Source organism: Streptomyces sp. NPDC048106, from assembly GCF_040706415.1.
Classification (GTDB): Bacteria; Actinomycetota; Actinomycetes; order Streptomycetales; family Streptomycetaceae; genus Streptomyces.
On sequence record NZ_JBEZND010000023.1, the window covers coordinates 57,119 to 76,978 of the forward strand.

Sequence of the window (19,860 nt, forward strand, 5' to 3'; positions counted from 1 at the left end):
ACCAACAAAGGTTAAAGCGAGGGCCGTTGGGCAAAGGGGGGCTAAAGTCCGACGGCCGAAAGCCACCCTTGTGCCTGCCGGGCGGCCGGTCGAATACTCGCCCTCAGCGCTTGTCAGGGACATGCATAACCGGAACCCGGTCACGGCTCCCTGACTGCGCCTCACCGGGCCCCGACCCCACGCGGGCCCCTGAATTCCCTTGGAGGGAACGACACGTGAGGAACGAGCGCACCACCCCCCGCAGCGGCTCGGCGAGACGGACCCGGCTGATCGCCGTGGCCGCGGGCTTCCTGGCCGCGGCCGCGTTCGCCGCCCCCACCGCGAGTGCCAGCGACGCCCACCCCTTCAGCGCCGCGCAGCTCACCCAGGCGAGCGACTCGGTGATGAAGGCGGACGTCCCCGGCACCGCCTGGGCCGTCGACGCCAAGAACAACAAGGTCGTCGTCACCGTCGACAGCACGGTGTCCCAGGCCGCGATCGCCAAGATCAAGAAGGAGGCCGGCGCCGACGCGGGCGCGCTCACCATCAAGCGCACGGCCGGCAAGTTCAACAAGCTGATCAGTGGCGGCGACGCCATCTACGGTGGTTCGTACCGCTGTTCGCTCGGCTTCAACGTGCACAGCGGCAGCACGTACTACTTCCTGACCGCGGGGCACTGCGGCGAGGTCGCCTCCACCTGGTACAGCAACTCCGCCCACACCACGGTGCTCGGCACCAACGTGGGCTACAGCTTCCCGGGCAACGACTTCGCTCTGGTCAAGTACACCAACACCTCGATCGCCCACCCGAGCGCGGTCGGCAGCCAGACCATCTCCAGCGCGGCCACCCCGAGCGTGGGCCAGACCGTCTACCGGCGCGGCTCCACCACCGGCACGCACAGCGGCAAGGTCACCGCGCTCAACACCACCGTCAACTACGGCAGTGGTGACATCGTCTCCGGCCTGATCCAGACCACGGTCTGCGCCGAGGGCGGCGACAGCGGCGGCCCGCTGTACAACGGGTCCGTCGCCTACGGTCTGACCTCCGGCGGCAGCGGCGACTGCACCTCCGGCGGCACGACCTTCTTCCAGCCGGTGACCGAGGCGCTGAGCTACTACGGCGTCACGCTCCCCTAAGAAGTCACGGCTTCGGCCACGCTTCGGTGATCCCCCGCACACATGCGTGTGTGCGGGGGCTTCTTCATGCCCGGCTCGTGAAGGAAGGGCGACGGCGGCGAAAGAAACAAGCCAGGCGCCGCCGTCACGTTCCGATGAGCGTTACTCGCTCGTAGTGTTTGCACCCCGAAATTTCCTCGGTGGTGATGGTGGGTCAGCCGGGAACGGGTGTCCGCAAGCCCTTCCACCGGGCGTCCGGAACTCGGCCTTGTGTGCCGCCTGTGGGTTTCGGAAGAGTGGGCGCCCGTCAACCAGCCTTCCGGCCGTCGGATCCCCACAATCCGGCGGCCGTCCCCCCACAGGAGGACGTGAGTTGAAGCACCGACGCATACCCAGGCGCCGGCTCGTCATGGCCGGCGCGGGTGTCGCCGCGCTGGCCGCGGCGGGTGTCACCTTGCAGAATGCGAACGCCAGCGAGCCCGCGAAGCCCGCGATCCACCCCCGGCTGCTGTCCGCTCCGGCGGCCGCGACGCTGGCCTCCGACCTCGGCGCGCGTCTCGGGCCGGACGCGGCGGGCAGCTACTACGACGCCAAGGCCAGGAGCCTCGTCGTGAACGTGCTCGACCGGACGGCCGCGAAGGCCGTCGAGGCCAGGGGCGCCGAGGCCAGGATCGTCACCCACACGCTCGCGCAGCTCGACGGCGCCCGTACGACACTGAAGGAGAACGCGACCATTCCCGGCACGTCCTGGTCCGTCGACCCGGTGTCGGACAAGGTCGTCGTCACGGCCGACAAGTCGGTCACCGGCGCCCGGTGGGACAAGCTGAGCAAGGTGGTCGCCGGGCTCGGCGGCAAGGCCGAACTCAAGCGCTTCCAGGGCGAGTACAAGCCCTTCATCGCCGGCGGCGACGCCATCAGCGGCTCCGGCGGCCGCTGCTCGCTCGGCTTCAACGTGGTCAAGGACGGACAGCCGTACTTCCTGACCGCCGGGCACTGCACCGCGGCCATCTCCACCTGGTCGGACGCCGGCGGCAACCCGATCGGGCAGAACGCGGAGTCCCACTTCCCGGGCACCGACTTCGGCCTGGTCAAGTACACCTCGGACGCCGCGCACCCGAGCGAGGTCGACCTCTACGACGGCTCGACCCGGAAGATCACCGGCGCCGCCGAGGCGACGGTGGGCATGAAGGTCACGCGCAGCGGGTCCACCACCCAGGTGCACGACGGCACCGTCACCGGCCTGGACGCCACCGTGAACTACCAGGAGGGCACGGTCAGCGGGCTGATCCAGACCGACGTCTGCGCCGAACCCGGTGACAGCGGCGGCTCCCTGTTCTCCGGCGGCGACGCGATCGGCCTGACCTCCGGCGGCAGCGGCGACTGCACCTCCGGCGGGGAGACCTTCTTCCAGCCGGTCACCGCGGCCCTCTCCGCCACGGGCACCGAGATCGGCTGACCGGATCCGTTCGACCGACCGTTCCCCTCTGTTCGAACGGCTCCCGCGACGTCCCGCCCCGAACCTCCGGGGCGGGACGTCGTCGTTTCGGCCATCCTCCCCCTGCCGCTCTCCCCGTTCACTCGCCGTGAAGAATCGCCTACTTGTTCGAACCCACTCGCCGACCAGCGGTGATGGAGCTAGAGTATTCGAACGAGCGTACGATGAACGTATCGGGCGTATGGCTGAAAAGGGGTGGAGTGAGGGAGGTGTGGCATGGCGGGCTTCGCTCATCTGCATGTCGCGTCCGGTTACTCCGCCCGCTACGGCGCCGCCCACCCGGAACAGCTGGTGCGCCGGGCGGCCGAGCGGGGCATGACGGCGCTCGCACTGACCGACCGGGACACGGTCACCGGCGTTGTTCGATTCGCGCGGGCGTGTGCGAAGGAGGGGATACGGCCGGTCTTCGGCGTCGACCTCGCGGTGGAGGCCGTCGCCCCGCCGCCGCCCGGCCGGTCCCGCCGCACCCCGGCGCGCGGCGGTGCCCATGTGGTCGAGCCGCCGCTGCGCGTCGTGCTGCTCGCCCGGGACCGGGAGGGCTGGGCGCGGCTGTGCCGTATCACCTCGGCCGCCCACGCGGACGCCCTCGGCGGCCGGGCGCCCGTGGTGCCGTGGACGGCGCTGCGGGAGCACGGCGGCCCCGGTCTGCTGGTCCTGCTCGGCCCGCTCTCCGAGCCGGTACGGGCGCTGTCGGTGGGCCGGGAGGATGTCGCGGCGCGGCTGCTGACTCCGTGGCGGGAGGTCTTCGGAGGGGAGGTCCGGCTGGAGGCCGTCGCGCAGAAACGTTTTGGCACGGGTCCCGGCTCCCTCCGCCTCGCCGCCCGCACCCTGGCGCTGGCCGATCGCACCGGTACGACCGCCGTCCTCACCAACGCCGTCCGCTACGCCGACCCCGCGCAGCACCGCCTCGCCGACGTCCTGGACGCCGCCCGGCTGCTGCGGCCCATCGACCGGCGCCGCCTGGACAGCGGGCAGCGCTGGCTCAAGGACGAGCGGGCGATGGCGGTCCTCGCGCGCATGGTCGCCGAGTGCGCCGGCGCCGACGACCGGCGGGCCCGCCGGCTGCTCGCGGACACCGCCGCCACGGCCGCCGGATGCACCCTCGACCCCGGCGCCGACCTGGGCCTGGGCACCCCGCACTTCCCGGAACCCGCGCTCTTCGGCGCCGACCCCGGTGCGGACGGCGCCGCCCGGCTGCTGCGCCGGCGCAGCGAGGAGGGCCTCGCCCGCCGGGGCCTCGACCGCGACCCGGCGGCGCGCGCCCGCCTCGACGAGGAACTCGCCGTGATCTCCCGGCTGCGCTACGACTCGTACTTCCTCGCCGTAGGCCAGGTCGTCGCCGACATCCGCGCCAAGGGCATCCGGGTCGCGGCCCGCGGCTCGGGCGCCGGATCGCTGGTCTGCCACGCGCTGGACATCGCCACCGCCAATCCGCTCGACCACCGCCTGCTGTTCGAACGGTTCCTCAGCGTGCGCCGGGCCTCGCTGCCCGACATCGACATCGACGTGGAGTCCGCGCGGCGCCTGGAGTGCTACGACGCGATCTTCGAACGGTTCGGCAAGGAGCGGGTCGCGGTCACCGCGATGCCCGAGACCTACCGGGCGCGCCGGGCCCTGCGGGACACCGGCCTCGCCCTCGGCATCGCGCCCGCGGAGGTCGACCGGATCGCCAAGAGCTTCCCGCACCTGCGCGCCTCGGACATCACCGGCGCCCTCGCGGAACTGCCCGAACTGCGCGGGCTGGCCGCCGAGGCCGGCCGGTTCGGGCCCTTGTGGGAGCTGGCCGAAGGGCTCGACTCCCTGGTCCACGGCATGGCCATGCACCCCTGCGGCGTGGTCATCAGCGACGCCACCCTGCTGGACCGGCTGCCGGTGCAGCCCACCCCGCAGGGCGACTACCCGATGGCCATGGCCGCGAAGGAGGAGATTGAGGCGCTCGGCAACATCAAACTCGACGTCCTGGGCGTGCGGATGCAGTCCGCGATGGCCCACGCCGTGGCGGAGATCGAACGGGTCACCGGCGACCGCGTCGACCTGGACGACCCCGGACAAGTGCCGCTGGACGACGTGTTCGCGTTCAAGCTCATCCAGGAGAGCCAGACCCTCGGCCTGTTCCAGCTGGAGTCGCCCGGCCAGCAGGACCTGCTGTCCCGGTTGCAGCCGCGCAACCAGCAGGACGTCATCGCCGACATCAGCCTCTTCCGCCCCGGCCCGGTCGCGGGCGGCATGCCCGAGCGGTACATCGCCGCCCGGCACGGCGGCACACCCGCCTACGCCCACCCGGACCTGGAGCCGGTGCTCGCCGACACCTACGGCGTGACCATCTGGCACGAGCAGATCATCGAGACGCTGGTGGTGCTGACCGGCTGCGACCCGGCCTTCGCGGAGGTCACCCGGCGGGCGCTCGGCGAGAAGGAGCTGCTGCCCGGGATCCGGGACTGGTTCCACCAGCGGGCGCGGGCCCGCGGCTACGAGGCGGCCGTCCGGGACGAGGTCTGGCGGACGATCGAGGCCTTCGGGGCGTACGGCTTCTGCCGGGCGCACGCGGTCGCCTTCGCCGTACCGGCCCTGCAGAGCGCCTGGCTCAAGGCGCACCATCCGGCCTTCCTGCTGGCCGGGCTGCTCGAACACGACCCCGGGATGTGGCCCAAGCGGGTCCTGGTCGCCGACGCGCGCCGGCGCGGGGTGCCGGTGCTGCCCGTCGACGTCAACCGGTCGAAGACGCGGCACACCGTGGAGAGGACCGACGGGGAGAGGTGGGGCGTGCGCCTCGCCCTGTCCGCCGTGCACGGCATCGGCGAGCAGGAGTGCGCGCGGATCGAGGAGGGGCAGCCGTACGGTTCGCTGTCGGACTTCTGGCAGCGGGCCCGGCCCAGCCGCCCGGTCGCCGAACGCCTCGCGGAGACAGGGGCGCTGGACGCCCTGCACGACGGCCGGCTCACCCGGCGCGATCTGCTGCTCCAGATCGCCGAACTCCACCGGGCCGCCCGCAACCGGTCCGCGGGCACCGGCCAGCTGTCCCTGATGGCGGGCGCCGTCGGCGGGGCGGAGCCGAGCGGGCTGCCGGAGATGACCGGACGCGAGGCCCTCGGCGCCGAGCTGAACAGCCTCGGCATCGATGTCTCCCGGCATCTGATGGAGCACCACCACCGGCTGCTGCGGGAGGTCGGCGCGACCGACGCGGCGCATCTGGCCGGGCTGCGGGCCGGGCAGCGGGTGCTGGTGGCGGGCGTACGGGCCTCGACCCAGACCCCGCCGATCGCGAGCGGCAGGCGGATCATCTTCGTCACCCTGGAGGACGGCTCCGGCCTGGTCGACCTGGCGTTCTTCGAGGACTCCCACCCGGCCTGCGCCTACACCGTCTTCCACAGCGGGCTGCTGCTGGTCCGGGGCACGGTGCAGGTGCGCGGCACCCGTCGTACCGTCGTCGGCACCATGGCCTGGGACCTCGACCGGATCGCCGCCGCCCGCCGCGACCACGGTCCCGAGGCCGCGCTCGCCCTCCTCGGCGAGAGCCGCCCGCACCCGACCCCCGCCCAGCCGCGGCGCACCCTGGCCAACGGCACCACCGGCGCCCGCCTGCACCCGTACGCCGACCTGCTGCCCGCCGGCAGCCGCTCGGCCGACCTGAAGAAGTTCGGTTACACCAGTCCGGGGAGCGCGGGATGAGCATCCGTCAGCGGCACATCGCCCATCTGTATCTGCACGGTTCGCTGAGCGAGGAACAGTACGGTGATGTAATCGAACTGGTGTCTGGTATCACGCCCCATGTGCAGGAGATGCCGCCCGACGCCGTGCAGCTTGACCTGACATCGGCGCTCCGGTACTTCGGCCTCTCCCCCTACGACGTGGTCCAGATGACGATGATGCGGCTGAAGGCCCACTACGGCATCGACGGCAGCGCCGGGCTCGCGGGCAACCGGATGCTCGCGGCCATGGCGGCCGACGCGGCCGCGCCGGGGGAGACCGTCCGGGTGCCCGTCGAGCGGGCCGCCGAGTGGCTCCGCCCCCGGCCGGTCACCGCCCTGCCGGGCATCGGCCGCACCACGGCGGCGACGCTCGGCCGGTACGGCCTGCACAGCGTCGGCCAGATCGCCGACCTGTCCCCGGCGACCCTGCAACGCCTGCTCGGCGCGGGCCCCGCCCGGCTGCTGGCCGAGCGCGCCCGCGGCCACGACCCGCGCCCCGTCCTGCCCAGCGAACCGGCGGACCGGCTGACCGCCGACCTGGTGCTGGAACGGGACTGCCTCGACCCGGCGGAGCAGCACCGGTCGGTCCTCGGGCTCGCCGACCGGATCGGCCAACTCCTGCGCACGGAACGGCAAGTGACGGGCCGGGTCACCCTCGCGGTGCGCTATGCCGACCGCAGCTCCAGCACCCGGACGCGCACCCTGCCGGAACCCACCGCCCACTCGCCCGCCCTCGCGGCGGCGGCCCTGGGTCTGCTGGCCTCCCTGGGGCTGCAACGGGCCCGGGTCCGCGCCTTCACGCTCCGCGCCGACCACCTCCGTCCGGCCGCCGACGCCTGTCACCAGCTCTCCCTGGACCCCGCCGACGCCCGCGCCCGCGCCGCCGAGGCCGCCGCCGACCGGGCCCGCCGCCGCTTCGGCCCGAACGCGGTGCGGCCCGCGGCGACGGCACGTTTCCCCGGCGACTCCCCGGGCGGCGGGCTCAGTTGGCCCAGGGCGGGGTGATCCGCCCGCCGTCCGCCAACTCGGCCGTGAGTCCGACGGAGGTGGTGACCCAGGAGATCGCGGTGTGACCGGTCGGGTTCTCCACGCCCAGCGTGGCCCCGGCACCGACGATCACCGTGTCGCCCGCTCGCACACGCTCGGTGCGGCCGTCGAGCGTGACGAGCAGCTCGCCGACGAGCAGATGGAAGATCTCCTCGTGACTGACGGCGTGGGCCGGGGCCCGGGTGCCGGGCGGGATCTCCCCACGCCAGGCGCACAGCTCCTTGCTGCCGGTGAGCGGGGTGGCGTACGAGACGAAACGGGCGCCATGGATCTCGTGGGTCACGGCGTCGGACGAGCGGACGACGGGCATGGGTGGGCTCTCCGTTCGGATGCATGGTCAAGCAACTTGACTATATGGTCAGGCTGCTTGACCAATGCGTCAAGGGTGTTTCAATGCCTCCGTGCAGAACTCCGAAGCCATGGCCCTGTCCGCCGCCCTGCTCGCTGTGGCGGGCGATCTCACGCAGCGCATCCATGAGGGGGTCGTGGCGCGCGGCTTCGCCGATCTGCGGCCCGCGCACGGGTTCGCCTTCGCGCGGCTCGCGGCGGGCGGGGCCACCGTCACCGAACTCGCGGCGCATCTCGGGGTGACCAAGCAGGCGGCGAGTCAGCTGGTGGACGAGGTGGTGCGCAAGGGGTACGCCGAACGGCGGCCGCATCCGGGGGACGCGCGGGCACGGCTGATCGTGCTGACCGAGCACGGACGGGACTGCACCCGGGCGGCGGAGGAGGCGGCGGCCGAGGTGGTCGGGGGGTGGGGGGAGCTGCTGGGCGAGGGAGAAGTGCGGGAGCTGCGCGGGAGTCTGGCGAGGATCGCGCCGTGCGGGCCGGTGCGGCCCGTCTGGTGACGGTGGGTCAAACGGCTGACCGGCGCCGGAAGTTTTACGTGCGCGCGGCTTTTCCCGGAAGCTACCCGACCGTAACTTGACGGGTGAACAGCATCCCCGTGGTACGGATCACAGGGCACAGCCCCCGTACCCTCCCTTGAGCCGCAAGGAGATCACCCGATGCTGCCCTGGAAGCGACTGCTCAGACCCCTCGCCGCGCTGCTCCTGTCCGCCGCCGCCGTCACCCTGCCCGCCACGGCCGCGCACGCCGACTCCGCCCCCCACAGCGGCTGGAACGACTACTCCTGCAAGCCGTCCGCCGTCCATCCCCGCCCCGTCGTCCTGGTCCACGGCACCCTCGGCAACTCGGTCGACAACTGGCTCGGCCTCGCCCCCTACCTGGAGGCCCGCGGGTACTGCGTCTTCTCCCTCGACTACGGCCAGCTTCCCGGCGTCCCCGTCTTCCACGGCCTCGGTCCCATCGACCGGTCGGCCGAGCAGCTCGCCTCCTTCGTGGACCAGGTGCGCGCCGCGACCGGCGCCGCCAAGGCCGACCTGGTCGGGCACTCCCAGGGCGGCATGATGCCCCGTTACTACCTGAAGTTCCTCGGCGGCGCGGACAAGGTCAACGCGCTCGTCGGCATCGCCCCCGACAACCACGGCGCCACCCTCAGCGGCCTCACCAACCTGCTGGCGTACTTCCCCGGCGCCACGGACCTGCTCAAGGACACCACCCCCGGCCTCGCCGACCAGCTCCCCGGCTCCGCCTTCCTCACCAAGCTCAACGCGGGCGGCGACACCGTCCCCGGAGTGCACTACACGGTCATCGCGACCCAGTACGACGAGGTGGCCACCCCCTGGCGCAGCCAGTTCCTCAGCGGCCCCGACGTCCACAACATCCGGATCCAGGACCTGTGCCCGCTGGACCTCTCCGAGCACGGGACGATCGGCCTGTCCGACCGCATCGCCTTCCACGAGGTCGCCAACGCCCTCGACCCGGCGCACGCCGCCGCCACGACCTGCCTCTCCGCCCTCAGTTGACGACCCCCTCTCGGCCGACCTCCCGGCGGCTGCCCGGCCGGGACTGTCAGTGGCGTGTGTCACGCTCGGGCCATGACGGATGAGTGTGAACACAGCGGTGCGGGGGGCGGGGTCGGGGCCGTGGACTGGGACGCGCAGGCCGCCGGCTTCGACGACGAGCCGGACCACGGCCTGCGCGATCCCCGCGTGCGGGCCGCCTGGGCGGCCAGACTCCGGTCCTGGCTGCCCGAGCACCCGGCCGACGTGCTCGACCTCGGCTGCGGCACCGGCAGCATGTCCCTCCTCGCGGCCGAGCAGGGACACCGGGTCACGGCCGTCGACCTGTCCCCGGCCATGATCGAGCGGGCCCGCGCCAAGCTCGCCGGGCGCGCCGCCGAGGTGCTGTGCGGACCGGCCGAGGCCCCGCCGGTGGGGGAGCGGCGCTTCGACGTGGTCCTCGTCCGCCATGTGCTGTGGATGCTGCCCGACCGGGCCCGCGTGCTGCGGCACTGGCGGGAGCTGCTGCGCCCCGGCGGCCGGTTCGTGCTGATCGAGGGCGTCTGGGGCGAGCTGCACCCCGCGGGCATACCCGCGGACCGGCTCACCGCGCTGCTGGAGCCGCTGACGGCCGGGGCGCGGGTGGAGCGGCTGTCCGGTGACGCGGTGCTGTGGGGGAAGGAGGTGACCGACGAGCGGTACGCGGTGGTGGCGACCCGCTGAGCGCGGTCGGCCGCGGTCCGGACCGGCGGTCGGCCCGGACCGGCGGCTCGCTCAGGCGAGCAGTTCGCCGAAGCCACCCGCGCGGGCGAGCCGTTCCAGCTCCCCGAGGGCGGCCACGGCGGCCGCGGCGGCGTCGGGATCCGTCTCGGCCAGCCCGCTCGCGGCGAACTCGTCCTCGTCCAGGCGGCGTACGTCCCCGCCGTCGGCCGAGCGCCACAGGTCCAGGTCGAGGTCCTCCACCACCAGTTCCGCGCCGGTGCGGACCGCGGGCCGGGTGATGTCGCAGTACCAGCCCTTGACGGCACCGTCCGCGGCGCGGACCTCCTTCACCGCGTACCACCGGTCACGCCAGTAGTACTCGGTGAACACATCGCCCGGCTCGAAGCGCACGAACCCGAAGTCGCGGGTGCCGGAGCCCGCCCAGGGGGCCCGGACCACCACCCGGGTGCCGTCGTCGCCGAGCAGCCCGGCCGGGTAACGGATCTTCGTGCGGCCGCCCTTGACCAGGACGACCGTCAAGTCCCCGTTCGATTCAGACGAGTTCGCGTACATGGTGGACCTCCGTCGCACAGATTCCGTAGCCGAGCCACTTGTTGATCGCGATCATGGGATCGTTGCCGGTGTCGTTGCCCGTGAACGCCTCGGTGACGCCGGCGGCGCGGGCCCGGTGCAGGGAGTGCAGCTTGGCGAGCTTGGCCAGGCCCCGGCCGCGGTGGGCGCGGGCGGTGCCGGTCATCGCGGTCGAGTAACGGCCGGCGCCGTCGGTGTAGGCCAGGCTGAAGGCGACCGGACGGCCGTCGACGCACGCGGCCACGGTCAGCTCGCGGTTCAGCAGCGGATGGCGCCAGATCCGGGCCAGCCAGTCCTCGTAGCCCCGGGACTCGAAGTCGAGGTCACCCGGCTCGTCCCGCGTCGTGTCCGCGTCCAGCTCGAACAGCGGGCGCGGGTCGTCCGCGAACTCCGCGGCCGTGCGCAGCTCGACGCCCGGCGGGGTGGGCGGCAGTGCCGGGAGGCGGACGCCCGCCAGGTCCAGGCGGAGGAAGTGCGCGGAGCGGCCGGCCCGGTAGCCGTGCCGCTCGGCGAAGGCGCGGTGGGCCGGCTCGTCCAGGACCCAGCTGAACACCCTGGTCGCGCCCAGCCCGGCGAGGTACTCCTCGGCCGTGCGCACCAGCAGCCCGCCCGCGCCGCGGCCCGCCCGGTCCGGCCGCACGTAGACGTTCAGCAGGCCCTGGCCCGGCTCGCTGCTGTCGTACGCCAGCAGCACCTGGGCGGTGCCGACGATCTCGCCGTCCTCCTCCGCGACCAGCGGGCGGTAGCGGGCGTCGGGATGCGTGTGGAGCGCGTTGTGCCGGACCGAGTCCGAGGTGAACAGGATGTACGGCAGGGCGAGTCGGCGTACCCGGGCGAAGCCCTCGGTGTCGGCCGGTACGCCGGGACGCAGGTCTCGGACGATCAGTGTCATGGAGAGGGACCGTACGGGGGGATGCGCCGGGGGTGCCTCTCATTTTTCCCCGGGTGCGGGAGAATCGGCGCCGTGAGCCTGAAGATCCGCATCGATGACAGCGCGCCCCCCTACGAGCAGGTGCGGGCGCGGATTTCCGAGCAGGCACGGTCCGGGGCGCTGCCCGTGGGGTACCGGCTGCCGACCGTGCGGGGGCTGGCCGAGTCCCTGGGGCTCGCGGTGAACACCGTGGCCAAGGCGTACCGGGCGCTGGAGAGCGACGGGGTGATCGAGACCCGGGGGCGCCGCGGCACGTACGTGGCCGCGGCCGGCTCCGCCGCGGAACGGGAGGCGTCGCTGGCCGCGCAGGCCTATGCCGACCGCGTGCGGCGGCTGGGGCTGGGGGAGGAGGAGGCGGTGGCCGCGGTGCGGGACGCCCTGCGGGCCGCCTACGGGGGATAGCGGGCCGCTCGCGGCGGGGGCGGTGGAGAAGACCGGGGTCAGCGGAGCGGTGCCGGTTCCGGAACCCGCGTCACCGCCAGTCCCGCCCTTCGCGCCGCCTTCCCGAACGTCACCGCGTCCGCCACCGCCGCGCCGCCCGGGTCGTTGTTGAAGTAGGCGTACACGTCCTCCCCGTCGGGGAAGGCCGTGGCGACGCGGTCCACCCACGTCTCCAGGGCACGGCGGCCGTAGCGGGGCCAGGGGTGGGCACGGCCCTGGTGGAAGCGGACGTACCCCCAGTCGGCGGTGCGCCACAGCGGGGTCACCGGGCGGGACAGGACGTCGGCCCAGCACAGGGCCGCGCCGCGGGAGCGGAGGACCTCGCGCACTTCCGGTGTCCACCAGGAGTCGTGGCGGGGTTCCACCGCGACCCGCGTACCGCGCGGGAAGCGGGCCAGGCAGGCGTCCAGCAGGGCCGGATCGGCGCGCAGGGTGGGCGGGAGCTGGAGCAGGACCGGACCGAGGCGGTCGCCGAGGCCCGCGGCATGGGTCATCAGCCGGTGCACCGGCTCGGCGGGGTCCTTCAGCCGCTTGATGTGGGTGAGATAGCGGCTGGCCTTGACCGCGACCACGAAGTCCGGCGGCACCCGCGCCCGCCAGGCGGCGAAGTTGTCGTGGGAGGGCAGCCGGTAGAAGGCGTTGTTGATCTCCACCGTGGCGAAGAGGCGGGTGTACTCCTCCAGCCACAGCCGCGCCGGGACCCCGGCCGGATAGACGAGGTCCCGCCAGTCCTTGTACTGCCACCCCGAGGTGCCGACGAACAAGGTCACGTCTTCATGAAAGCACCTACAGGTAGAGTCCCGCGTCCGCTCCGTTGCGCGCGCCCGGTACCGAGGTCGGCGTGGTGCCCCGGCGCAGTGCGTACAGCTCGGCCAGGGTGGCTCCCTCGCGGCCGACGCCCTCCTCGGTGCCGAGCCAGTGCACCGCCTCGTCGCGGGTGAGCGGGCCCACCTCGATGCGGGCCAGGCAGCGGCCGGGGCGGACCACGGCGGGGTGCAGGCGCTCCAGGTCCTCGTTGGTGGTGACGCCCACCAGGACGTTGCGGCCCTGGCCGAGCAGACCGTCGGTGAGGTTCAGCAGCCGGGACAGCGCCTGGCCCGCGGTGTGCCGGGCCTCGCCGCGGATCAGCTCGTCGCAGTCCTCCAGGAGCAGCAGCCGCCAGCGGCCCTTGCCCGCGCCGTCCTCCTCGCCGATCGCGATGTCCATGAGATAGCCGACGTCGGAGAAGAGCCGCTCGGGGTCGAGGACGCAGTCCACCTGGCACCAGTCGCGCCAGGAGCGGGCCAGGGTGCGCAGGGCCGAGGTCTTGCCGGTGCCCGGCGGGCCGTGCAGCAGGAGAAGCCGGCCCGCGATGTCCTCGGGGGTCGTCTTCATCAGCCGGTCCATCGCCTCGGCCACCGGCGCGGTGTAGTTGGGCCGGACCTCCGACCAGGTGCCGGCCGAGATCTGCCGGGTGGTGCGGTGCGGACCGCGGCGCGGGGACACGTACCAGAACCCCATCGTCACGTTCTCCGGCTGGGGTTCGGGCTCGTCGGCCGCGCCGTCCGTGGCCTTGCCGAGGATCTCCTGGGCGAGTTCGGGGCTGGTCGCGGTCACGGTGACGTCCGCGCCCCGGCTCCAGCGGGAGACCAGCAGGGTCCAGCCGTCGCCCTCGGCGAGGGTGGCGCTGCGGTCGTCGTCCCGGGCGACCCGGAGCACCTGGGCGCCCTCGGGCAGCAGGGTCGCGCCGGAGCGCACGCGGTCGATGTTCACCGCGTGCGAGTACGGCTGCTCGCCCGTCGCGAAACGGCCGAGGAACAGCGCGTCGACGACGTCGGACGGCGAGTCGGAATCGTCGACGTGGAGCCGGATCGGCAGAGCGTCGTGCGGGTTCGCAGGCATGCCGCCATGATCCGCCACCGATGCCCTCCGCGCACGGCATTTCCACCGCTTGTCCCGGGTGTTCCGGGCCCGCTCCGGGCCCGCTCCGGGCCCGCTCCGGGCCCGCTCCGGGTCCGTCCGAACCCCGGACCGCGCCGTCTCCGGCACCCTTGACAGCGACTCACCTTGCTCGCTCTTGCGTGCTTTTGCCGTGAATTCGATACCGGAGGGCACCGCGGGCGTCACCTGGCAATAGCGACGGCTCACTGTTCATCCATAAGGTGCGCATTGGCGATTTTGCCGCCCTAAGCGCTGGAATGCCGGGCTTGAATATGGCGCGGGCCCGAGGGGGGCTTCGAGGACGGCCGCCCCCCCTGAAACCCCACGAGAGCAGGTGTTTGAGGCGCGGTCAACATAGTTGACATGTACGCGCAATAGGTAGGCGGTAAATCTTTGGAGTCGGTCTTATTGAGAGTCAAAAATTCTTGGCATGAACACTTCCGGTCAACGCGCGTAGTTGCTACTTAAGTTGCCGCAGACTTCGTGCTCACCTGGGAGATACCAATGAGACGTTCCCGGCTTGTCGGATTCGTTGCCCCACTCCTCCTTGCCCTCGGCCTCGGCTTCACGCAGGCCGCGTCGGCGCAGGCGGCCACCAACAGCGGTGGCTACGTGGCGCTGGGCGACTCCTACGCCTCCGGCGTCGGCGCCGGCAGCTACATCAGCTCCAGCGGCGACTGTGACCGCAGCACCAACTCCGCGGCCTACCTGTGGAACGCCGCGCACAAGCCGGCCTCCTTCGCCTTCAACGCCTGCTCGGGCGCCACGACGGACGACGTGCTGGCCAACCAGCTCGGCTCCCTCAACTCGTCCACCTCGCTGGTGTCCATCAGCATCGGCGGCAACGACGCCGGCTTCGCGGACGTCATGCAGACCTGTGTGCTGAGCCTCAGCGACAGCGGCTGCCTGTCCCGGATCAACACCGCGACCTCGTACATCACGTCGACGCTGCCCGGCAAGCTCGACAACCTGTACAACACGATCCACTCCAAGGCGCCCAACGCCCGCGTGGTCGTCATCGGCTACCCGCGCTTCTACCTGCTCGGCCAGGTCTGCGTCGGCCTGTCGGACACCAAGCGCAGCGCCATCAACAACGCGGCCGACACCCTGGACTCGGTCATCCAGTCCCGCGTCAGCGCCCACGGCTTCTCCTTCGCCGACGTCCGCTCCGCGTTCTCCACCCACGAGCTCTGCTCCGGCAGCGCCTGGCTCCACAGCGTCAACGTCCTCGACCTCACCGAGTCGTACCACCCCACCGCGGACGGCCAGTCCGGCGGCTACCTGCCGGCGCTCACCGCGGCGGCCAGCTGACCCGAACGGGTGAGCACCACGCGACGCATCACCGGGCCCGCCCGTCAGGGTGAACTCACGGACCGGCCCGCGGCGTCGACGTGACTCCCGGTACCTCCCGGGCGAGCCCGCCGTGTGCACCGGCGGGGTCGCTCACCATGACGGCGGGGACCCAGGCCGATGGGGCCTCCGCCGGCGCCCGGGCCGGGCGCGTGAGATGGACCACGTTCCCGGCCGCTTCCTCCGCCCGCGCCGAGACCGGTGCGGGCGTGCGCGGTCACGGAGCGATCGAATCCGGATCGTCGCCGTACCCGTCGTCGCCCCGGCGCCGCGGGGGTGACGCGCCCCTGGTCACGCGGGGGCCGGTGCCGGGTGGGTGTCACGGGCCGTGACGGCCGTCCCCGGCCGGCTGGACGCGTGCGGGCCGTCGGCCAGCTCATTGTCCAACTCGCCCTGAAACCGGTCGGATTCGGAGAGTAGTCAGCGCGGGATGGTCAACCCCCTTACGGGAAAGGTGAATCCTGCGGGCGCGATACCCGTGTGCCCCAGTGGGGCGATAGGGTTACTCTGCCCGGGGCCGGGTGGACTCGTACGGGTGGGGAGTGACATGGAACAGATAACAGTGCGCAGCAGGGCCAGGGTCCCTGCGATCACCTGCGGGAGCAGCGCGACCAGCTCGCGCCTCGACCGGCACCTCGCGGTGCTGGGGGGTCCCGCCGTGCCGCAGCAGAAGACCGTCGAGGCGACCTCGCTGATGCGGGAGCTGACGGCACGGGACACCCGGCGCACGCACAGCGACCGGGGCGCGCGGGTCCGCCGGGTCTCCCTCTTCGCGCCGCTGCGCCGACTGCGGCGTTCGCTGTTCGGCGGCCACTGACCGGTCCCGACCGGCCGCTGATCCGGCCCCGATCCGGCCACTGATCGGCCCCTTGGGCGCCCACCCCGCGCTCACCGGGTGAACCGGCGGTCCTGGACCCGTCCAGGGCCCGCGCTCAGGCTGCCACACCGTCCCGGCGCAACGCTGCGATCTCGTCGTCCGTCATTCCCACGGCACGCAGCAGCGCCCCGGTGTGCTGTCCGAGCGCGGGCACGTCGCCCATCCGAGCCCCGTCCCCGCCCGGCAGCGTGATCGGCGGCAGCAGCGCCCGCAACGGCCCCACCGGCGAACCCACCTGACGCCAGCGCTCCCGGGCCGCCAGCTGCGGATGCTCCGCCAGCCCACGCGGGTCCCGCAGCCGGGCGCAGGCGACGCCCGCCCGTTCCAGCCGAGCCATCGCCTCGTCGGCGTCCAGCGCGCCGAGCGCCCGCGCCACCGCCCCGTCCGTCTCCGCCCGGTGGGCGACCCGCCGCGCGTTCGTCGCGAACCGCGGATCCGTCGCCAACTCCGGCCGCTTTAGAACCAGTTCCGCCAGGCGCCGCCACTCACGGTCGTTCTGCACCGACAACAGCACCAGGCTGCCGTCCGCCGTCGCGTAGGCGTCGTAGGGCGCGATCACGGGATGCGCGAGCCCGGTGCGCGCCGGGGGCTCGCCGCCGTGCATCGTGTGGTGCAGCGGATGACCCATCCACTCCGCCAGCGAATCCAGCAGGGACACCTCCACCGGCCCGCCGCGCCCGGTGGTGCCCCGGCGGACCAGCGCCGCCAGCACCCCCGAGAACGCGTACATGCCCGCCGCGATGTCCGCCGCCGGGATCCCCGCCTTCACGGGCCGCTCCGGCGTCCCGGTGACCGACACCAGCCCCGTCTCGCACTGCACCAGCATGTCGTACGCCCGCTTGTCCGCGTACGGGCCCGAGGAGCCGTACCCCGAGATGTCCACGGCGACCAGCCGCGGATGCGCCGCGCACAGGGTGGCCGCGTCCAGGCCGAGCCGGGCCGCCGCCCCGTGCGCCAGGTTCTGCACGAACACGTCCGCGTCCGCGACCAGTCGCCGCACGACGTCCCGGCCGCGCGGATCCTTCAGGTCGAGGGCGATGGACTCCTTGCCGCGGTTGCACCACACGAAGTGCGAGGCGAGCCCGCCCGCCGCGGTGTCGTAGCCCCGCGCGAAGTCACCCCCGTCCACCCGCTCCACCTTGATGACCCGCGCCCCCAGATCGGCGAGCTGCCGGGTCGCGAAGGGCGCGGCCACGGCCTGTTCGACGGCGACGACGGTGATGCCCTCCAGGGGCGGCGGCTGATGTCCGGCGGGGTGCTCCATGGAGGGGATCGTCTCCCCTTCGGGCGGGTCTGTCAGTACCGCGTATGTCACTCGCCGCGGCTGTGACGGCGTACGGCCGGCGGCAGGAACACCGCGATCAGGACGAGACTCCAGGCGAGCGACCCGGCGACCGGATGGGCCACCGGCCAGGCGGCGCCGCGCGGCACGGGCGCGTTGCCGAACAGGTCCCGCAGGGCGGTGGTCACCGCGCTGATCGGGTTCCACTCGGCCAGCGTCCGCAGCCATCCGGGCAGCTGGTCCGTCGGGATGTACGCGTCGGACAGCAGCGGCAGCACGAACGAGGCGGCGCCGAGCTGCCCGGCCGCGTCCTCGCTGCGGGTGAGCAGGCCCAGGTGGATCCCCGCGCAGGTGCAGGCGAACCGGAAGAGCAGCAGCAGCCCCACCGCCCCGGCGGCCGCGGGCACGGACCCCTGGATCCGCCAGCCCACCGCGAGCCCCACCAGCAGCAGCGGCACCGTGCCGAGGGTGGTGACCACGAGGTCCGCGACGGCCTGTGCGAGGGGTACGGCGGCCCGGCTCACCGGCAGCGTGCGGAACCGGTCCGTCACACCCCGGTGGGTGTCCGCGGCGGCCTGGAACATCCCGGTCATCAGCCCGCCGGCCGCGGTCGCGACCAGCAGTCCCGGCACGAGGAAGGCGCGGTACTCGCGGCCGGGCATCGCCAGCGCGCTGCCGAAGACGTAGCCGAAGAACAGCAGCATGTTGATCGGCATCAGCTGGGTCAGGACCGCCAGGCCGGGACTGTTGCGGACGCGGCGCAACTGCCGTCCGGTCAGGGCGAGTCCGTCGTACACCAACGCGCTCATGCGGCGTGCTCCTCGGTGGTGCCGGCCGCGTGACCGGCGTCGGCGTCGGCTTCGGTCCCTGCTCCGTCGTCGCCGCCGGCTCCGGTGAGCCGCAGGAAGACGTCGTCCAGGGTGGGCGGGCGCAGGCTCGCGTCCAGCAGCGGCACGCCCGCCGCGTCGAGTTCGCGCACCAGGCGGGGCAGGGTCAGCGTCGGGTCGATGGTGAGGACGCCGACCGCGGTGCGCTCGCGGTCGAGCACCGGCTCGCGGCCCGTGAGGCGGTCGAGCACGGCGGCCGCCTTGCCGAGCGCGCCCTCGTGGGAGACCACGGCCTCGGCGTACGAGCCGACGAGTGCCTTGAGTTCGGCGGGCGAGCCGGTGCGGGCGATGCGTCCCCGGTCCAGCAGGGCGATGTCGTCGGCGAGCCGGTCGGCCTCCTCCAGGTACTGCGTGGTCAGCAGCACCGTCGTACCCTCCGCCGTGAGGTCCCGTACCGCCTGCCAGACGCGGTCGCGTCCAGCCGGGTCGAGGCCGGTGGTGGGCTCGTCCAGGAAGAGCACCTCCGGGCGGCGCACGAGGCTCGCGGCGAGGTCGAGACGGCGCCGCATGCCGCCCGAGTAGGCGGCGGCCTTCCGGTCGGCGGCCTCCGTCAGGCCGAAGCGTTCCAGCAGCTCGTCGGCGCGCGCGGCCGGTCCGCGGACCCGGTGCAGGCGGGCGAACAGCCGCAGGTTCTCCCGGCCGGTCAGATCGCCGTCGACCGAGGCGTACTGCCCGGTGACCGAGATCAGCCTCCGCACGGCGGCGGCCTCCCGGACCAGATCGTGCCCGCCGATCCGCGCGGAGCCGGCGTCCGGCCGCAGCAGCGTGGTGAGCAGGCGGACGGCGGTGGTCTTCCCGGCGCCGTTCGGCCCCAGCAGCCCGCAGACCGTGCCCCGCGCGACCGCCAGATCGAGCCCGCGCAGGGCGTGTACGGCGCCGAAGCGCTTCTCCAGACCTTCACTAAGTACAGCGTACGTAGTTGGCATGGGGCGACCATAGCGCACTACGTACGGTGTACGTAACTAGGATGGTGGGCGAGGTGATCACATGGCAGTCCGAGGGGCCGTACCCGAGGTGATCTGGGCGCGCCCCGAGCGCACCGGGCGGGGGCCGAAGCCGGCGTACTCCCGCGACGACATCGCGGCCGCCGCCGTGCGGATCGCCGACGCGCGGGGGCTCGACGCGGTGTCGATGCGGCACGTCGCGGCGGAGCTGGGGTGCGGCACGATGTCGCTGTACAACTACGTGCCGCGCAAAGAGGATCTGTACGAGCTGATGGTGGACGCGGCCGCCGCCGAGCACGTCCTGTGGGAGCCGGGCGGCGACTGGCGGGCGGATCTGACGCGGGTGGCGCACCAGACGCGGGCGCTGATGCACCGGCATCCGTGGATGCCGCGCCTGATGTCACCGGTCTACGGGTTCAGCCCGCACACCCTGCGGTATCTGGAGCACTGCCTGGCCTGCCTGGATCCGCTGGAGGCCGCCTACGGCACGAAGCTCGAACTCATCGCCATGGTCAACGGCGTGGTGACGACGTACGTGCGCAACGAGCTGGACACCGCCGAGCGGGTGCGGGGGCTGCCGTGGTCGCAGGAGGAGGAGACCGCGGTGCGCGGGGCCTACCTGATGCGCCAGGTCGCCTCCGGTGCCTATCCGAGGATGGCGGAGGCGTTCGCGGAGGACCCGGGCCCGATCGATCTGGAGGCCGTTTTCGAGCGGGCGCTCGGCCGGATTCTGGACGCCTACGCGCCGTCCTGAGGGAAGGCCCCG

At 73.0% G+C, this 19,860-nt stretch carries 19 protein-coding genes; 11 read left to right on the plus strand and 8 right to left on the minus strand.

The genetic code is table 11. The annotated features are described in order from the left end of the window. Positions 1-215: 215 nt before the first annotated feature. From AB0927_RS23145 to AB0927_RS23160, 4 genes are all read left to right on the plus strand, one after another. Positions 216-1,115, plus strand: coding sequence for a S1 family peptidase (locus tag AB0927_RS23145; protein WP_366669570.1), 900 nt, complete (start codon positions 216-218; stop codon positions 1,113-1,115). A gap of 352 nt (positions 1,116-1,467) precedes the next feature. Continuing rightward, positions 1,468-2,550, plus strand: a complete 1,083-nt coding sequence (locus AB0927_RS23150) for a S1 family peptidase (RefSeq protein WP_366669571.1) — start codon at positions 1,468-1,470, stop codon at positions 2,548-2,550. 255 nt (positions 2,551-2,805) lie between these two features. Further along, entirely contained in the window at positions 2,806-6,258 is a 3,453-nt protein-coding gene (gene dnaE / locus AB0927_RS23155) for a DNA polymerase III subunit alpha (RefSeq protein ID WP_366669572.1), read from the plus strand. Further along, positions 6,255-7,283 carry an ImpB/MucB/SamB family protein gene (locus AB0927_RS23160; protein WP_366669573.1) on the plus strand — a complete coding sequence of 343 codons (1,029 nt, stop codon included), beginning with the start codon at positions 6,255-6,257 and terminating at the stop codon, positions 7,281-7,283. Before dnaE ends, AB0927_RS23160 begins: the two co-directional genes overlap by 4 nt. Here the strand turns inward: AB0927_RS23160 and AB0927_RS23165 are convergent. Then, a complete protein-coding gene (locus tag AB0927_RS23165; RefSeq protein ID WP_366669574.1) occupies positions 7,261-7,635 on the minus strand; it encodes a cupin domain-containing protein in 375 nt (124 codons plus the stop codon). The genes AB0927_RS23160 and AB0927_RS23165 overlap by 23 nt on opposite strands. A 91-nt stretch (positions 7,636-7,726) precedes the next feature. Here AB0927_RS23165 and AB0927_RS23170 point away from each other — a divergent pair, with 91 nt between their 5' ends. The 3 genes from AB0927_RS23170 to AB0927_RS23180 all read left to right on the plus strand — a co-directional run bounded on the left by AB0927_RS23170 (position 7,727) and on the right by AB0927_RS23180 (position 9,892). Beyond that, on the plus strand, positions 7,727-8,173 hold the full coding sequence (locus AB0927_RS23170) for a MarR family winged helix-turn-helix transcriptional regulator (protein WP_366669575.1): 447 nt from the start codon (positions 7,727-7,729) through the stop codon (positions 8,171-8,173). A gap of 159 nt (positions 8,174-8,332) precedes the next feature. Then, the gene (locus tag AB0927_RS23175) at positions 8,333-9,193 is read left to right on the plus strand and encodes an alpha/beta fold hydrolase (RefSeq protein ID WP_366669576.1); all 861 of its coding nucleotides are present in this window, start codon (positions 8,333-8,335) and stop codon (positions 9,191-9,193) included. A 72-nt stretch (positions 9,194-9,265) separates the two neighbouring features. Further along, positions 9,266-9,892, plus strand: a complete 627-nt coding sequence (locus tag AB0927_RS23180; protein ID WP_366669577.1) for a class I SAM-dependent methyltransferase — start codon at positions 9,266-9,268, stop codon at positions 9,890-9,892. A gap of 51 nt (positions 9,893-9,943) precedes the next feature. Here AB0927_RS23180 and AB0927_RS23185 read toward each other — a convergent pair whose 3' ends face one another. After that, entirely contained in the window at positions 9,944-10,444 is a 501-nt protein-coding gene (locus AB0927_RS23185; protein ID WP_366669578.1) for a DUF402 domain-containing protein, read from the minus strand. Beyond that, positions 10,425-11,354 (minus strand): GNAT family N-acetyltransferase, encoded by a 930-nt coding sequence (locus AB0927_RS23190; protein ID WP_366669579.1) that lies wholly within the window; start codon positions 11,352-11,354, stop codon positions 10,425-10,427. Before AB0927_RS23190 ends, AB0927_RS23185 begins: the two co-directional genes overlap by 20 nt. Before the next feature lie 72 nt (positions 11,355-11,426). Between AB0927_RS23190 and AB0927_RS23195 the strand changes: the two genes are divergently transcribed. After that, the gene (locus AB0927_RS23195; RefSeq protein ID WP_366669580.1) at positions 11,427-11,795 is read left to right on the plus strand and encodes a GntR family transcriptional regulator; all 369 of its coding nucleotides are present in this window, start codon (positions 11,427-11,429) and stop codon (positions 11,793-11,795) included. A 38-nt stretch (positions 11,796-11,833) separates the two neighbouring features. Here the strand turns inward: AB0927_RS23195 and AB0927_RS23200 are convergent, their stop codons facing one another. Together AB0927_RS23200 and AB0927_RS23205 are read right to left on the minus strand one after the other, a co-directional pair. Continuing rightward, positions 11,834-12,604 (minus strand): DUF72 domain-containing protein, encoded by a 771-nt coding sequence (locus AB0927_RS23200; protein ID WP_366669581.1) that lies wholly within the window; start codon positions 12,602-12,604, stop codon positions 11,834-11,836. Positions 12,605-12,620: 16 nt separating this feature from the next. Continuing rightward, positions 12,621-13,715 (minus strand): DUF5925 domain-containing protein, encoded by a 1,095-nt coding sequence (locus AB0927_RS23205; RefSeq protein ID WP_366669582.1) that lies wholly within the window; start codon positions 13,713-13,715, stop codon positions 12,621-12,623. A 543-nt stretch (positions 13,716-14,258) separates the two neighbouring features. On the opposite strand from AB0927_RS23205, the gene AB0927_RS23210 reads away from it, so the two are divergent. Both AB0927_RS23210 and AB0927_RS23215 read left to right on the plus strand, forming a co-directional pair. Next, entirely contained in the window at positions 14,259-15,065 is an 807-nt protein-coding gene (locus AB0927_RS23210) for an SGNH/GDSL hydrolase family protein (RefSeq protein WP_366669583.1), read from the plus strand. Positions 15,066-15,651: 586 nt separating this feature from the next. Next, positions 15,652-15,921, plus strand: a complete 270-nt coding sequence (locus AB0927_RS23215; protein ID WP_366669584.1) for a hypothetical protein — start codon at positions 15,652-15,654, stop codon at positions 15,919-15,921. Positions 15,922-16,036: 115 nt separating this feature from the next. On the opposite strand, the gene AB0927_RS23220 is transcribed toward AB0927_RS23215, so the two are convergent. From AB0927_RS23220 to AB0927_RS23230, 3 genes are read right to left on the minus strand one after another with little or no spacing between them, the layout of a single operon-like run. Continuing rightward, on the minus strand, positions 16,037-17,245 hold the full coding sequence (locus tag AB0927_RS23220) for a CaiB/BaiF CoA-transferase family protein (protein WP_366669586.1): 1,209 nt from the start codon (positions 17,243-17,245) through the stop codon (positions 16,037-16,039). Positions 17,246-17,292: 47 nt separating this feature from the next. After that, complete coding sequence (locus AB0927_RS23225; protein ID WP_366669587.1) at positions 17,293-18,072, minus strand: ABC transporter permease; 780 nt, start codon at positions 18,070-18,072, stop codon at positions 17,293-17,295. Continuing rightward, positions 18,069-19,076 carry an ATP-binding cassette domain-containing protein gene (locus AB0927_RS23230; RefSeq protein WP_366669588.1) on the minus strand — a complete coding sequence of 336 codons (1,008 nt, stop codon included), beginning with the start codon at positions 19,074-19,076 and terminating at the stop codon, positions 18,069-18,071. The genes AB0927_RS23225 and AB0927_RS23230 overlap by 4 nt, the downstream gene beginning before the upstream one ends. Before the next feature lie 61 nt (positions 19,077-19,137). On the opposite strand from AB0927_RS23230, the gene AB0927_RS23235 reads away from it, so the two are divergent. Continuing rightward, complete coding sequence (locus AB0927_RS23235; protein WP_366669589.1) at positions 19,138-19,848, plus strand: TetR/AcrR family transcriptional regulator; 711 nt, start codon at positions 19,138-19,140, stop codon at positions 19,846-19,848. Positions 19,849-19,860 lie beyond the last annotated feature (12 nt).

Coding starts and splice junctions, on each gene's coding strand:
- dnaE (WP_366669572.1), top strand. CDS start 2,806: ATGGCGGGCTTCGCTCATCTGCATGTCGCGTCCGGTTACTCCGCCCGC.
- AB0927_RS23160 (WP_366669573.1), top strand. CDS start 6,255: ATGAGCATCCGTCAGCGGCACATCGCCCATCTGTATCTGCACGGTTCG.
- AB0927_RS23165 (WP_366669574.1), bottom strand. CDS start 7,635: ATGCCCGTCGTCCGCTCGTCCGACGCCGTGACCCACGAGATCCATGGC.
- AB0927_RS23175 (WP_366669576.1), top strand. CDS start 8,333: ATGCTGCCCTGGAAGCGACTGCTCAGACCCCTCGCCGCGCTGCTCCTG.
- AB0927_RS23180 (WP_366669577.1), top strand. CDS start 9,266: ATGACGGATGAGTGTGAACACAGCGGTGCGGGGGGCGGGGTCGGGGCC.
- AB0927_RS23185 (WP_366669578.1), bottom strand. CDS start 10,444: ATGTACGCGAACTCGTCTGAATCGAACGGGGACTTGACGGTCGTCCTG.
- AB0927_RS23190 (WP_366669579.1), bottom strand. CDS start 11,354: ATGACACTGATCGTCCGAGACCTGCGTCCCGGCGTACCGGCCGACACC.
- AB0927_RS23205 (WP_366669582.1), bottom strand. CDS start 13,715: ATGCCTGCGAACCCGCACGACGCTCTGCCGATCCGGCTCCACGTCGAC.
- AB0927_RS23210 (WP_366669583.1), top strand. CDS start 14,259: ATGAGACGTTCCCGGCTTGTCGGATTCGTTGCCCCACTCCTCCTTGCC.
- AB0927_RS23215 (WP_366669584.1), top strand. CDS start 15,652: ATGGAACAGATAACAGTGCGCAGCAGGGCCAGGGTCCCTGCGATCACC.
- AB0927_RS23220 (WP_366669586.1), bottom strand. CDS start 17,245: ATGGAGCACCCCGCCGGACATCAGCCGCCGCCCCTGGAGGGCATCACC.
- AB0927_RS23225 (WP_366669587.1), bottom strand. CDS start 18,072: ATGAGCGCGTTGGTGTACGACGGACTCGCCCTGACCGGACGGCAGTTG.
- AB0927_RS23230 (WP_366669588.1), bottom strand. CDS start 19,076: ATGCCAACTACGTACGCTGTACTTAGTGAAGGTCTGGAGAAGCGCTTC.
- AB0927_RS23235 (WP_366669589.1), top strand. CDS start 19,138: ATGGCAGTCCGAGGGGCCGTACCCGAGGTGATCTGGGCGCGCCCCGAG.